Here is a 13,403-nt window from a genome sequence, read left to right on the forward strand (position 1 = left end):
AGGAGCCCCCCATGACACCCCCCGCGTCCGTCGGTGCGGACACCGACAACCCGTACGCGCTCGCCCACCTGGACGCCCTGGAGTCCGAGGCGGTGCACATCTTCCGCGAGGTGGCGGGCGAGTTCGAGCGGCCGGTGATCCTGTTCTCCGGCGGCAAGGACTCGATCGTGATGCTGCACCTGGCACTGAAGGCGTTCACGCCGGCGCCGGTGCCCTTCGCGCTGCTGCACGTGGACACCGGGCACAACTTCCCCGAGGTCATCGACTACCGCGACCGGGTCGCGGAGCGGCACGGGCTGCGGCTGCACGTGGCCTCGGTGCAGGAGTTCATCGACCGCGGCGAGCTGCGCGAGCGGCCCGACGGCACCCGCAACCCGCTCCAGACGGTGCCGCTGCTGGACGCCATCGAGAAGAACCGCTTCGACGCGGTCTTCGGCGGCGGCCGGCGGGACGAGGAGAAGGCACGGGCCAAGGAGCGGGTGTTCTCGCTGCGGGACGAGTTCGGCGGCTGGGACCCGCGCCGCCAGCGTCCCGAGCTGTGGCAGCTCTACAACGGGCGCCACTCCCCCGGCGAACACGTGCGTGTCTTCCCGCTGTCGAACTGGACCGAGCTGGACGTGTGGCAGTACATCGAGCGGGAGAAGATCGACCTCCCGGCGATCTACTACGCGCACGAGCGCGAGGTCTTCTCCCGCTCGGGCATGTGGCTGGCGCCCGGCGAGTGGGGCGGCCCGCGCGAGGGCGAGCGGGTCGAACGCCGCCTGGTGCGCTACCGCACGGTCGGCGACATGTCCTGCACCGGCGCCGTCGACTCCCAGGCGGCCACCATCTCCCAGGTCATCGAGGAGATAGCGGCGTCCAGACTCACCGAGCGGGGCGCCACGCGGGCGGACGACAAGCTGTCCGAGGCCGCGATGGAAGACCGCAAGCGCGAGGGGTACTTCTAACCATGACGAGCATCATCACCGGCCAGCCCGGGCCGACCGAGCGGGCGCCGGCCGCCTCGCTGCTGCGCTTCGCGACCGCCGGCAGCGTGGACGACGGGAAGTCCACGCTGGTGGGGCGGCTGCTGCACGACTCCAAGTCGGTACTGGCCGACCAGTTGGAGGCGGTCGAGCACGCCTCGCGGCACCGTGGCACGGAGGGCCCCGACCTGGCGCTGCTGACCGACGGGCTGCGCGCCGAGCGCGAACAGGGCATCACCATCGACGTCGCCTACCGCTACTTCGCCACACCCCGGCGCCGGTTCATCCTCGCCGACACCCCGGGCCACGTGCAGTACACCCGCAACATGGTCACCGGCGCCTCCACGGCCGAGTTGGCCGTGGTGCTGGTGGACGCCCGTAACGGCGTGGTCGAGCAGACCCGCCGGCACGCCGCGGTCGCCGCGCTGCTGCGCGTGCCGCACATCGTGCTCGCCGTCAACAAGATGGACCTGGTGGACTACGCGGAGCCGGTGTTCGCCGCGATCGCCGAGGAGTTCAGCGCGTACGTGGCCTCGCTCGGCATCCCCGGCTGGAGCACCGTCAGCACGTCCGGCGCGGCGGGCGCCGCGGGCTCGGCTGACGCCTGGTGCACGGCCATCCCGATCTCGGCGCTGGCCGGCGACAACGTGGTCGCGCCGTCGGCGAACATGGACTGGTACGGCGGCCCCACGGTGCTCGAACACCTGGAGACGGTGCCGGTGGTGGCCGACCCGGCGCGCGACGTGGCCCGCTTCCCGGTGCAGTACGTCATCCGCCCGCAGTCCGCCGAGCACCCCGACTACCGCGGCTACGCGGGACAGGTGGCCTCCGGCGTGCTGCGGGTGGGGCAGCCGGTGGTGGTGCTGCCGTCCGGGCGCGAGAGCGTGATCGAGGGCATCGACGCGCTGGGCGACCCGGTGGACGCGGCCTGGGCGCCGCAGTCGGTGACGCTGCGGCTCGCCGACGACCTCGACGTCTCGCGCGGCGACCTCATCGCCCCGGCCGACGCGGCCCCCGCCAGCACCCAGGACGTGGCGGCGACGGTGTGCCACGTGGCGGACCGGCCGCTGCGCGTCGGCGACCGCGTACTGCTCAAGCACACCACCCGCACGGTCAAGGCCATCGTCAAGGACATCCCCTCGCGGCTGACCCTCGACGACCTGTCCCAGCACCCGGCGCCGGGCGAGCTGGCCGCCAACGACATCGGCCAGGTGGTGCTGCGGACCGCGCAGCCGCTGGCCCTTGACACGTACGCGGCCTCCCGGCGCACCGGTTCCTTCCTCCTGATCGACCCGGCGGACGGTACGACGCTGACCGCGGGCATGGCCGGCGAGGCGTTCGCCGCCGGTCCGGCGGAGTCGGGCGCGCGGCCCGGCGGCGACCCGGAACGGGGTGTCTGACATGGCGGGTGAGGCGTTCTCGACGTTCGCGAAGGAGGGCGGTCGCGTGGGCAGCGGCGCGCTCGGCTCCGGTCAGGGCGGGGTCGGGCGATGTGCGTGCTAACCGCCCGCCGTGCCCCCACCCCCCGCACCCCCGGCCGCCCGGCCGGATCGCTCGTGCTCTTCCGTACCCCGGAACCACCGCCGGTGCCGCCCTGAGGCGTGCCCCGGCTCGCTGAGAGGAACCACCTGCCATGTCTGCCCTTCCCGCGCCCCGCGCCCGCAGAGCCCGCCGCCGCCTCCTGGCCGCCACCGCCCTGGCCCCGCTGCTGATCGGCGCGCTCGGCGCCTGCGGCTACGGGTCGGAGAAGGAGGACGACGGGAAGAAGCCCGCGGCGAAGGCCAAGGGGGCCAAGATCGACGGCCTGGACTCGGTGCGGATCGGCTACTTCGCCAACGTCACGCACGCCACCCCGCTGGTGGGCATCCAGGAGGGGTTGATCCAGAAGGAGTTGGGCGGCACCCAGATCAAGCCGTTCACCTTCAACGCCGGGCCATCGGAGATCGAGGCGCTCAACGCCGGCTCCATCGACATCGGTTGGATCGGCCCGTCGCCCGCCATCAACGGCTACACCAAGTCCGGCGGCCAGAACCTGCGCATCATCGGCGGCTCCGCCTCCGGCGGCGTCTCGCTGGTGGCCAACCCGGACAAGATCAAGACGCCCGACGACCTCAAGGGCAAGCGGATCGCGACCCCGCAGAAGGGCAACACGCAGGACGTCGCGCTGCTGAACTACCTGTCCGAGAAGGGTTACGACGTCGACGCCCAGACCGGCAAGGGCGACGTGTCGGTGATCCGGCAGGACAACAAGGAGATCCCCACCAGCTTCAAGCAGGGTGGGATCGACGGGGCGTGGGTACCCGAGCCGACCGCCTCCAAGCTGGTGGCCGAGGGCGGCAAGGTCATCCTCGACGAGCGCGACCTGTGGGAGGGCGGCAAGTTCGTCATCACGAACGTGATCGTCTCGCAGAAGTTCCTCAAGGAGCACCCGAAGGTCGTCGAGGCGGTGCTGCGCGGCTCGGTGCGCACCAACGACTGGATCAAGGCCAACCCGGACGCGGCCAAGAAGCAGGTCAACGCGGCCCTGAAGAACCTGACCGGGAGCCAGTTGGACGCCAAGGTCCTCGACCCGGCGTTCAAGAACGTGGACGTCACCAACGACCCGCTCGCCAAGACGCTGCGGGACGAGGCGGAGCACGCCGTCGAAGCGGGCCTGTTGGAGAAGCCCAAGCTCGACGGCATCTACGACCTCACACTGCTGAACAAGGTGCTCAAGGCCGCGGGGAAGCCCGAGGTCGAGGACGCCGGGCTCGGCGCCAGCTAGCACGCGCTACTCGCCACCCCCCACGCGCCGCCCCCCACGTCCTATCGCCCACCGGCCCCCTTCCCAGGAGGTGACGCCATGACCGCCACGCTCACCCAACAGCCCGTCACGACGGAACGGTCCAGCGGCCACGCCGCGCGCATCGACCACGTCTCCAAGTCGTTCGGCCGCCCCGGCGCCCGGCAGCAGGTGCTCGACGACATCACGCTGGACGTCGCGCCCGGCGAGTTCGTCTGCCTGCTCGGCGCCTCCGGGTGCGGCAAGTCCACGCTGCTCAACCTGGTCGCCGGGCTCGACAAGCCGACCGCCGGCAACATCGACGTGCCGGGCGGACGGCCGGCCCTGATGTTCCAGGAACACGCGCTGTTCCCGTGGCTGACGGCGGGCAAGAACATCGAGCTGGCGCTGCGGATGCGGGGGGTGCCGCGCGCGGAGCGGCGCCCGGAGGCCGAGCGGCTGCTGAACCTGGTGCGCCTCAAGGGCGCGTACGGCAAGCGGGTGCACGAGTTGTCCGGCGGCATGCGGCAGCGGGTGGCGCTGTCCAGGGCGTTGGCCCAGGACAGCAAGCTGCTGCTGATGGACGAGCCGTTCGCGGCCCTCGACGCCATCACCCGGGACGTGCTGCACGAGGAGCTGACCCGTATCTGGGCCGAGACGCACGTCTCGGTGCTGTTCGTCACGCACAACGTGAGCGAGGCGGTGCGGCTCGCCCAGCGCGTGGTGCTGCTCTCCTCGCGGCCCGGCCGGATCGCCCGCGAGTGGACCGTGGACATACCCCAGCCGCGGCGCATCGAGGACGCCGCGGTCGCCGACCTGTCCGTAGAGATCACCGAGCAGCTCCGTGGGGAGATCCGGCGCCATGGCCAGCACTGACAACTCGTCCTCCACGGGCCCCGCGGGCCCAGAGCCCCAGGCGGCGGGTCCGGCCGCCGGCACCACCGTCACCAAGGAGCCGGCCGCGACCGGCGCGCCCGAGGGTGGGCCGGACCAGCTCGCCGGCCTGGAGGCGGGCCTGGACGCGCTGGACACCCAGACCAGGACCCGGGTGCCGCTGGCCCGGGTCCTGCTCGACAAGGTCGTACCGCCGATCGTGGCGATCGCCCTGGTCCTGACGGCCTGGCAGCTCGCCTACCACTTCGAGGTCAAGCCGCACTACCAGCTCCCCAGCCCCGCCGACGTGGCGCGGGCGCTGCAGGACAAGTGGCTGGACGGCACGCTGCTGGGCTACGTGTGGGAGAGCGTCTCGCGCGGCGCGCTCGGCTTCGCGGCCTCGCTGATCATCGGCACGCCCCTGGGGCTCCTGGTGGCACGGGTGTGGTTCGTGCGCGCTGCCATCGGCCCGATCCTCTCCGGCCTCCAGTCGCTGCCGTCGGTGGCCTGGGTGCCGGCGGCGATCATCTGGTTCGGGCTGACCAACTCCACCATCTACGCGGTGGTGTTGCTCGGCGCGGTGCCCTCGATCGCCAACGGTCTGGTCGCCGGGGTCGACCAGATCCCGCCGCTGTACCTGCGCGCGGGCCGCACCATCGGGGCCACCGGGTTCGCCGGCATCCGCCACGTGCTGCTGCCGGCCGCGCTGCCCGGCTACATCGCCGGGCTCAAGCAGGGGTGGGCGTTCTCCTGGCGCTCGCTGATGGCGGCCGAGCTGATCGCGACCTCGCCCGAGCTGGGCACCGGGCTCGGCCAGTTGCTGGACCAGGCGCGGGTGGACTCGGACATGTCGCTGGTGCTGGCGGCGATCCTGCTCATCCTCATCGTGGGCATCGGCATCGAGTTGCTGATCTTCGCGCCGATCGAGCGGCGGGTGCTGCGCAGCCGCGGCCTGCTGGCCAGCAACCGCTAGGGGTACGTCGATGCACGCGAACGCACTGGTGATCATCGCGCACGGCAGCCGCGACCCGCGGCACGCGGCGACCGTCACCGAGCTGACCGCTCGGGTACGGGCGCTGCGGCCGGGGCTGCGGGTGGAGGTCGGCTACCTGGACTTCTGCGCGCCGAGCGTGTCACAGGTGCTGTCGCGGCTGGCGGCCGACGGCGTACGGGAGGTGGTGGCGGTGCCGCTGCTGCTGACCCACGCCTTCCACGCCAAGGTCGACATTCCCGCGGTGCTCGGCGCCGCCCGCACCGCGCTGCCGCACCTGAGCGTGCGGCAGGCGGCGGTGCTCGGCCCGTCCGCGCTGCTCGGCGCCGCCCTCGAGCGGCGCCTCGCGGAAGCCGGGGTACGCCCCGGCGACCGCGGTACCACCGGGGTCGCGTTGGCCTCGGCGGGCTCCTCAGACCCGGAGGCGATCGCAGTGATCGCAGAAATCGCGCGGGAGTGGCGGCACACCGGTTGGTGCGCCGTGCGGCCTGCGTTCGCCTCCGCGGCGGCCCCGCTCACCTCGATCCCCGGGACCGAGGACGCGGTACGCGCGCTGCGCGCCGACGGCGCCCGGCGGGTGGCCGTCGCTCCGTACGTGATCGCGCCCGGGCGGCTGCCCGACCGCATCGCGGACGGGGCCGCCCGGGCGGGCGCCGACGTGTTGGCCGACGTGCTCGGGCCGGCGCCGGAGGTGGCCGCGCTGTTGCTGCGCCGCTATGAACAGGCGCGTCAGGCGCGAGCGGTGCGCACGCCGTTGGGCGTACCGCTCAGCGCCTGACCGTACGGCCCCACCGGCGTCGGCCGGGGTCCGGCCGACGCCGGTGGCCGGCCGAGGGGCCGGTCGGGAGGGTGATGGGCAACGTTGCCATGCTCTGCTCCACGGCCGCGTCGCCCAGCGTGCGATCAGGGGGCCCGGCCCGCGATCGGGCCCGGGCGCGCCGTCAGCCGTCAGCCGTCAGCGGGAGACGCGGCGCATGGCGTGTCGTACGCCGCCCAGCGCGACGCCGAGATGGCTCCCCAGCCGGGTGGCCGCCTGGCGGCTGGCCTCGCGGGCCATGAACGCCAGCAGCGGGCCCGCGCTGGCCTTGGTGATCAGGGCGAAGCAGTCCGTGGTGCCGATGTGCTCGGCGAAGAACCCGTCGAGTTCGGCATCGCCACTGCGCGGCGCCTGCCCGTAGAGCTGGGACAGCAGGCCGCCCAGGGCCTCCCTGACCACGAGCTTCTCGGCGTCGATCTGCTCGGGCCGGTGGCCGAGCCACCGCATTGCGGCGACGCCGAGGCGCTGCACCTGCTCCGGCACCGGGCGGTCGGGCTGCGGGAAGACGCGGTCGGGTCCGAAGGTCTTGGTGAACCCGGCGTGTATGCCCGGGTTCTGGGTCCGCAGGACCACGTAGGTGTGTCCGAACGGGTTCCGCAACAGGACCTCGGTGATCAGGAACCGCGCCTGCACCCGGGCCGACAGCTTGGAGCGCCGGTGCGCGGGCAGCAGGCCCGCCGCGTCCAGGTAGACCACGCGCTTGCCGAAGAAGCGCTTGCGCTGGTAGCCCGCCCAGCCGACGACCTCGTCGTCCGGCGCCAGGGTGAGCGTGAAGTTGGAGACCTGGTCGAAGAAGTTCTGTTCCTTGCGTGCCTTCCAGTAGTTGGAGTGGTCGGTCTCGAAGGTCCGGGTGGCGACGTCGGCCACCACATCGAAGATCCGCTCGCGGCAGCCGTCGGCCAGCTTGGCCGGGGCTGTCCAACTGACCGAGCGGTAGCCGTTGTGCAGGTTGCGCACCTTGGGCGGCGCCGAGAATCCCCGCAGATCGGCTGCGGTCAGTCGTAACGTGCCCACTGTCAGTCGTCCTCGCTTCTCGTGGCGGGTGCCAGGATCAGAGGAAAGCTTAAGCACGCTACGTTGCGGTAAGGTAACTCGCCGGCCAACAGAACAAGGGGTACTTCCGCGCAATAGCCGCAGGTGAGCGGGGGTGTGACCGACCTAACGCGGCGAGGCGGCGGGACGGGTTTACTCGCCGGTCAGCGCGCGCGACGGCTCCCCTCGCGGCCCCTCCCGGACGCCTTGGGTGTGGCACATCCCACACGGACAGTGACCACGGCCGCGCGTGACGGAAGGGCCGGGAGCAAAGGACCCAAGGGGCAAGGGGCCGGCCGTCGCGCCCCGTGGGGGTTGGGCGCGACGGCCGGACGCCTGGGGGCGCGCGCGACCGACCGGCAGCGCGCGACACTCCCGCTCCACCGGGGCGCGGCCAGGGCCACCCCCGAGGAGACTCGAAACTCTTGCCGACCAACGGTGGTCGACACAACCAAGTTGAGGCGTTGTGACATATCCAACGCCCCGCATGTCGCCCGTATGCGGCGTAAGTTACGCACTCCGGTCGGCTCCCTTGGCAATAACTGACACAATTTACCTATGCAACATGTGCGTGACCTCGCATGTGTATCCGGCCCGCGCGCCCGGGTGGCCCGCCGCGCGGCCCGCTCCCCCACGCGGCTCAAACTGTTGGCTCGTACGCGCCGTTGAAGCCCCACGCCCCCGCCTCACAAGCCCGCTTTCGGACAGATTTCCCCGCCGGATGTGACGTCTCGGACGTGGTGCGGGCGGCGGGCAACCCGTGGATCGCGGTCGGCATCCTCCGCGGTAGCGGAGGCCCGCCGCCTCGTGGGTCCTCCGGCTGGTCTCACCGATCAGCGCCGATCCATGAGGAGGTCCACCTTGATCCGTGTTCCGCGCGTGATCACCGCCACGGCCGCGGTGTTCGCGCTGGCGGCCGGGGTGCCCGGGCTGGCGCACGCGGCGCCCAGACCCGTGCCACAGCAGCAACCCGGCACCCACATACCGACCGCCCCGCCGGGCGCCACCGCCGAGCGCCTCCCGGCGGGTTGGCGGCTCGACGGGGAGGGCGCCGACCGGGAACTGGTCTGGCGCTCGCGCGAACCGGTGCCCATGGGCGACGCCCGCGTCGAGTTCTACGCCGGCGACCGGCTCGTCGGCCGGCCCACGGCGGCGAAGGACGGCAGGACGTTCCGGCTGCCGCTCGCCGACGCCCGGCTCCAGCTCACGGACGAGCTACAGGTCCGGGCCGGCGGTCGCCGCCTGGACGCGGCCCCCCGGCACAACGCCCCGCGCACGGCCCGGCCCACCGCCCCCGCCGAGCCGCCGGCGGCCCTGCCCCCGGGCCCGGTCGACCCCGGCGTGCCGGGCCGTTACCGCACCACCAGCGGCGAGTACGACCTGCCGGCCGTGCGGCTCCCCGGCTTCGCCAAGCCGGTGGAGATGCGCGCCACGGTCGTGGGCCCGACGAACGCCCCCGGCCGCCGGCCGCTGGCGCTGTTCCTGCACGGCCGCCACTACACGTGCTTCGGCCCGTCCGCTGACGACCAGACCGGCGACTGGCCGTGCGCGGCCGGCAGCAAGCCGGTGCCCAGCTACCGCGGCTACCTCCAGGCCCAGAAGCTGCTCGCCTCGCAGGGCTACGTGACGGTCTCCATCTCGGCCAACGGCATCAACGGCCAGGACGACGTCGTGGAGGACGGCGGCGCCCAGGCGCGCTCCTCGCTGGTGCGCCAGCACCTGGCCCGCTGGGCGGGATGGGCCGACAGGCCGAAGGGAACCCCGCGCGCGGTGCGCGCGGTGGCGCCGGCCGACCTGTCCCGCGTGCTGCTGGTGGGCCACTCCCGGGGCGGCGAGGGCGTCAACCGCGCCGCGCTCGACAGCCTCAGCCGCCCGCCGGCGGCCGAGGACGGCTACCGGGGCCCGGTGCGCTGGCGCATCCGTGGCAACGTCCTGATCGGGCCGACCATCTTCGGGCAGAACCCCGTGCCCGACGTGCCGTCGGCGACCATCCTGCCGGGCTGCGACGGGGACGTGTCCGACCTCCAGGGCCAGGTGTACGCCGACGGCACGCGCGGCGTCAGCCGTGGCGCCGCCCTGCACAGCGCGCTGTACGTGGTCGGCGCCAACCACAACTTCTTCAACACGGAGTGGACGCCGGGACAGGCCGAGGCGCCCGCCGAGGACGACTTCTACGAGGACCCCGAGGCACCGGACCGGGTCTGCGCGCCGAGCGCCAAGACCCGGCTGAGCGCCGCCGACCAGCAGCGGGCCGGGGCCACCTACGTCGCCGCCGCGGCCCGCCTGTTCGTCGCGGGTGACGACCGGGTGCGCCCGCTGCTCGACGGGTCCCAGCGGCGCGCGCCGTCGGCGGGCCCGGCGCGGGTGCTCAGCCACGCGGTCGGCGGGCGGCGCACGCCGCTGGTCGTGCCGCACACCTCGCTGAAGGTGACCGGCGCGCGGATGTGCGTACAGGTGGACTCGGACGAGAACACCGCCGGCACGCCCTGCCTGCCGCCCGAGTCCAACCAGCGGTCCCCGCACTTCTCGCTCTGGTACGCGCCCGGCGAGCCGGAGCGGCACGCGGTCGCGCTGCGCTGGTCCAAGGCGGGCACCCCGGCCCGCGTCGGCCTGCCCCGCCCGGTCTCGGTCGCCGGCTCCAAGGAGCTGGCCCTGCGCGTGATGGTGCCGCCCAACACCTCGGGCACCTCGCTCGACGTCACCCTCACCGACGCTGCGGGCCACCGCGCGACGCTGGGCCGGGTGCGCGTGGACGGGCTGCCGGGCACCGACCGGACCGCGTCCCTGTGGGGGCGTGAGGTGCGGGTGCCGCTGTCGGCCGCCGCGCGGGCCAGGCTCGACCTGAAGCGGATCACCTCGCTGGAGTTGACGCCACGTAGCGGCCCCGGTCGCGCGTGGCTGGTGGACGCGTGGGGCTGGAGCCCCGGCACGCCCGCCGTCCGGCCCACCGCCCTGCCCCGCATCGACATCGGCCGGGTGGAGGTCAAGGAGGGTGACGCGGGCGTCCGGACGCACCGGGTGCCCATCCGCGTCGCCGGCCACGGCACCGGCCAGGTCCGGCTGTTCACCACCGACCGCACGACGGACAAGCTCACGTACCGGACGGTGACGGTGCGCCCGGGCACCCAGACCATCGACATCCCGTTCACGGTGCGGGGCAACACCCGCTACGGCGCCGATGTCGGGTACTGGGTCTCGGTACGCGCGCTGCGCGGCACGGCGGTCGGTTCCGACCACGGCGGGGTTTTCGTACGCGACGACGACCCGATGCCCAAGGTCACGGTGACACCGGTCAGGGACCGGGTCACCGAGGGGCAGGCGCTGAGTTGGCGGGTGACGCTGTCCGAGGCCGCCGACACCGACATCTGGTCCGTGCTGCGCCTCCGGGCCCCGGCCAGCGGGGCCGAGTTGTCCAGCGTCGATGTCGAGAAGAAGTGGTTCGAGGAGGTCTTCTACGAGGACCAGACCCCGGTCCGCCCGCTCTCCCAGGCGTCCCAGCCCCCGGTCATCCCGATCCCGGTGGGGGCGGGGAAGCTGAGCGCGGTGGTGACCGTGCCCACCGTCAAGGACGCGATCACCGAGCCGGATGAGCTGCTCCAGGCCCGGTTGGTCACCTACGACGACGACAGCGAGGAGTACGAGGGCCCGTTGGTCACCGGGACGGTGCGGGACGCCTCCTAGCTCCCCGCCCGGCGCCGGACACGCGTCGCCCGGCGCACGCCGCGGGCGCCCGAGCGGCGTCCGCGGGTCGCCAACCTCGCGACCACACTGGTGAGTTGCCGCGCCCCTACGTCGATCGGCGTAGGGGCGCGGCGCGTGTGTGGCGAACTCTTCCCCCCGGGTGGTGGGCCGCGTCGAATTCGTTTGTTCGGCCGCCACGGGCCGCACTACCGTGCCCGGGTGGATCTCTTCTCGCACTCCTGGGCGGCGCTGCGCGCGGCGGTCGCCGAACTCCCCGACGCGGCCTTCGAGCAGCCGTCGGGCTGCGCCGGCTGGCTCGTCCGCGACCTCGTCTGCCACCTGGTCATCGACGCGCAGGACGTCCTGATCACCCTCGCCACCCCCGCCACGACGGAGCCGACCGCCGACGCGGTGACGTACTGGAGCGTCACGCACCAGCCGCCGACCGGTGACGACCCGCTCGACGCGCTGATCGTCCGGCTGGCCGCCGCGTACGAACAGCCGAACCTGCTCACCTTCCACCTCGACGATGTCGGCTCCGCCGCCGGGCGCGCGGCCGAGCTCGCCGACCCCGACGCCCTGGTGAGCACCCAGGACATGGTGTTGACGGTGGCCGACTTCCGCACCGCGTACGTCCTTGAGTGGACACTGCACCACCTCGACCTGGTCGCCCACCTCCCCGGCGTCGCGGGCCCGCCCGCCGAGGCTCTCGCGCACTGCCGGGCCACGCTGGAGACGATCGCGGGCACCGCGTTCCCCGCGTCGTTCAGCGACCGGGACGTCCTCCTGGTCGGCACCGGGCGGCGGGCGCCGACGGAGGCGGAGGTGGCCGAACTCGGCGCGCTGGCCGAGCGGTTGCCGTTCGTCATCGGCTGAGGCGTCGCTCGGTCGGCGGCGGGGTCAGCCGTCCGCGTTCCCCGGGGACAGCGGCTTCTGGAACCAGGCCACGTCCCAGAACCTGTCGAACTTGCGCCCCACGCGCTCGTAGACGCCGACCGGCCGAAAGCCGAAGCGCTCGTGGAGCCGCCGGGACGCCTCGTTCGGCACGGTGATCCCGGCGAGCGCCACGTGGACGTCCTCCGCCTCCAGCGCCGCGAAGAGCCCGGCGTACAGCAGCCGTCCGACGCCGCGCCCCACCTGTTCGGGCGCCACGTAGACGGTGGTCTCCACCGAGGTCGCGTACGCCGGCTTGGCACGGAAGGCGCTGCTGGTCGCGTAGCCGAGGAGCGCGCCGCCCGCCTCGGCCACGAGCAGCCGGTGCGGCCCCGTGGCAGGGTGGGCCAGCAGCCACGGCCGCCGCTGCTCGGCGGTGAAGGGTTCGGTGTCGAAGGTGATGGGCGTCCGGACGACGTAGTGGTTGTAGATCCGGGTCAACTCTTCGAGGTCGCCCTCGCCGCCCGGCCGCACCCGTGCGCCCGACCCCGTACCGTACCCGCTGACCTGTGCGTTCATCCGTACGACGGTACGCGGCCCGTGTGACGCGGCCGTGTCGCCGGGGCGCCCGTCGCGCGGCCCCGCCGGCGCGGCCGGGCTCAGGCGTCGCCTGGCGGGCGGGGTGGCTGCCAGCCCCGGGTGAGGATGTCGAAGATCGCTTCGACGGCGGCGCGGCGGTCCGCCTGGCCGCGCGCGAGGGTCGGGACCTCCAGGACGAACCGCGCCAGGGCCGTGCAGGCGGGGTCCGAGTGGGGCACGCCGCACTCCTCGGCGATGGCCGCGCCGAGGGCATCGGTGTACCGCGTCCACATGTGCTCGGCGTAGGCGCGCAGCGCGGGCGTGGTGTCCACGAGGCGGACAAAATCGGGCAGTTGGGGGTCAGCCGTGAGCGGCAACCAGGTGTCGAGGACGTGCGCGCGGAGGGCGTCGGGGATGCTCCGGCCGGCGGGCCGCTCACGTACGGCCGCGACGAGCGCCGCCTCGCGGTCCGCCTCCTGGTCGAAGACGAGCGCCTCCTTGCCGCTGAAGTGCTTGAACACCGTCGTGGTCGACACGTCGGCCGCCTCGGCGACGTCGCGGACGCTCACCTGGTCGTAGCCGCGCTCCAGAAAGAGGCGCAGGGCGGCGTCGGCGATGGCTTGTCGGGTGGCCGCCTTCTTGCGTTCGCGGCGGCCGACGGGGGGCTCGGTCATGGGGGGAGCGTAACCGATGGTTGTCTCGCTTAAAAAGTTGACTCGTTGCACTTTTTTATTCGATGTGCTGTTCTGAGAGCGGCGCACGCCCGGCCGACGCGGCGACCGCCCCCCTCCTGGCCGCCCCGCGCGCCCTCGCCCCGCCGCATCCCTTCGC

11 protein-coding genes are annotated in these 13,403 nt (G+C 73.2%); 8 read left to right on the top strand and 3 right to left on the bottom strand.

The features are described 5' to 3' along the window. Nucleotides 1-11 precede the first annotated feature (11 nt). The 6 genes from cysD (at nt 12) to OYE22_RS06045 (ending at nt 6,368) form a co-directional block, all read left to right on the top strand. Entirely contained in the window at nt 12-947 is a 936-nt protein-coding gene (gene cysD / locus OYE22_RS06020; RefSeq protein WP_217198048.1) for a sulfate adenylyltransferase subunit CysD, read from the top strand. Between the two features lie 2 nt (nt 948-949). Continuing rightward, nucleotides 950-2,365: a GTP-binding protein gene (locus OYE22_RS06025; protein WP_277319442.1), complete on the top strand. Its 1,416-nt coding sequence runs from the start codon at nt 950-952 to the stop codon at nt 2,363-2,365. Nucleotides 2,366-2,598: 233 nt separating this feature from the next. After that, a complete protein-coding gene (locus tag OYE22_RS06030) occupies nt 2,599-3,729 on the top strand; it encodes an aliphatic sulfonate ABC transporter substrate-binding protein (RefSeq protein WP_277319443.1) in 1,131 nt (376 codons plus the stop codon). Nucleotides 3,730-3,807: 78 nt separating this feature from the next. Then, the gene (locus tag OYE22_RS06035; protein ID WP_277319444.1) at nt 3,808-4,602 is read left to right on the top strand and encodes an ABC transporter ATP-binding protein; all 795 of its coding nucleotides are present in this window, start codon (nt 3,808-3,810) and stop codon (nt 4,600-4,602) included. Beyond that, on the top strand, nt 4,589-5,572 hold the full coding sequence (locus OYE22_RS06040) for an ABC transporter permease (RefSeq protein WP_277319445.1): 984 nt from the start codon (nt 4,589-4,591) through the stop codon (nt 5,570-5,572). Before OYE22_RS06035 ends, OYE22_RS06040 begins: the two co-directional genes overlap by 14 nt. A 10-nt stretch (nt 5,573-5,582) precedes the next feature. Further along, complete coding sequence (locus OYE22_RS06045; RefSeq protein ID WP_277319446.1) at nt 5,583-6,368, top strand: sirohydrochlorin chelatase; 786 nt, start codon at nt 5,583-5,585, stop codon at nt 6,366-6,368. A 177-nt stretch (nt 6,369-6,545) separates the two neighbouring features. Here OYE22_RS06045 and OYE22_RS06050 read toward each other — a convergent pair whose 3' ends face one another. Next, a complete protein-coding gene (locus OYE22_RS06050) occupies nt 6,546-7,421 on the bottom strand; it encodes a hypothetical protein (RefSeq protein WP_277319447.1) in 876 nt (291 codons plus the stop codon). A gap of 864 nt (nt 7,422-8,285) precedes the next feature. On the opposite strand from OYE22_RS06050, the gene OYE22_RS06055 reads away from it, so the two are divergent. Next, nucleotides 8,286-11,120 carry a hypothetical protein gene (locus tag OYE22_RS06055; RefSeq protein ID WP_277319448.1) on the top strand — a complete coding sequence of 945 codons (2,835 nt, stop codon included), beginning with the start codon at nt 8,286-8,288 and terminating at the stop codon, nt 11,118-11,120. Nucleotides 11,121-11,339: 219 nt separating this feature from the next. Beyond that, nucleotides 11,340-11,996 (top strand): maleylpyruvate isomerase N-terminal domain-containing protein, encoded by a 657-nt coding sequence (locus OYE22_RS06060; RefSeq protein WP_277319449.1) that lies wholly within the window; start codon nt 11,340-11,342, stop codon nt 11,994-11,996. Between the two features lie 24 nt (nt 11,997-12,020). On the opposite strand, the gene OYE22_RS06065 is transcribed toward OYE22_RS06060, so the two are convergent. Together OYE22_RS06065 and OYE22_RS06070 are read right to left on the bottom strand one after the other, a co-directional pair. Beyond that, a complete protein-coding gene (locus tag OYE22_RS06065) occupies nt 12,021-12,572 on the bottom strand; it encodes a GNAT family N-acetyltransferase (protein ID WP_277319450.1) in 552 nt (183 codons plus the stop codon). An 80-nt stretch (nt 12,573-12,652) separates the two neighbouring features. Then, a complete protein-coding gene (locus OYE22_RS06070) occupies nt 12,653-13,246 on the bottom strand; it encodes a TetR/AcrR family transcriptional regulator (protein WP_277319451.1) in 594 nt (197 codons plus the stop codon). Between the last annotated feature and the right edge of the window lie 157 nt (nt 13,247-13,403).

Origin of the sequence: Streptomyces sp. 71268, from assembly GCF_029392895.1 — a bacterium.
Classification (GTDB): Bacteria; Actinomycetota; Actinomycetes; order Streptomycetales; family Streptomycetaceae; genus Streptomyces.

Bases quoted from the DNA above. Each gene is read 5' to 3' on its own strand.
- cysD (WP_217198048.1), top strand. From the start codon at position 12: ATGACACCCCCCGCGTCCGTCGGTGCGGACACCGACAACCCGTACGCG.
- OYE22_RS06025 (WP_277319442.1), top strand. From the start codon at position 950: ATGACGAGCATCATCACCGGCCAGCCCGGGCCGACCGAGCGGGCGCCG.
- OYE22_RS06030 (WP_277319443.1), top strand. From the start codon at position 2,599: ATGTCTGCCCTTCCCGCGCCCCGCGCCCGCAGAGCCCGCCGCCGCCTC.
- OYE22_RS06035 (WP_277319444.1), top strand. From the start codon at position 3,808: ATGACCGCCACGCTCACCCAACAGCCCGTCACGACGGAACGGTCCAGC.
- OYE22_RS06040 (WP_277319445.1), top strand. From the start codon at position 4,589: ATGGCCAGCACTGACAACTCGTCCTCCACGGGCCCCGCGGGCCCAGAG.
- OYE22_RS06045 (WP_277319446.1), top strand. From the start codon at position 5,583: ATGCACGCGAACGCACTGGTGATCATCGCGCACGGCAGCCGCGACCCG.
- OYE22_RS06055 (WP_277319448.1), top strand. From the start codon at position 8,286: ATGAGGAGGTCCACCTTGATCCGTGTTCCGCGCGTGATCACCGCCACG.
- OYE22_RS06065 (WP_277319450.1), bottom strand. From the start codon at position 12,572: ATGAACGCACAGGTCAGCGGGTACGGTACGGGGTCGGGCGCACGGGTG.
- OYE22_RS06070 (WP_277319451.1), bottom strand. From the start codon at position 13,246: ATGACCGAGCCCCCCGTCGGCCGCCGCGAACGCAAGAAGGCGGCCACC.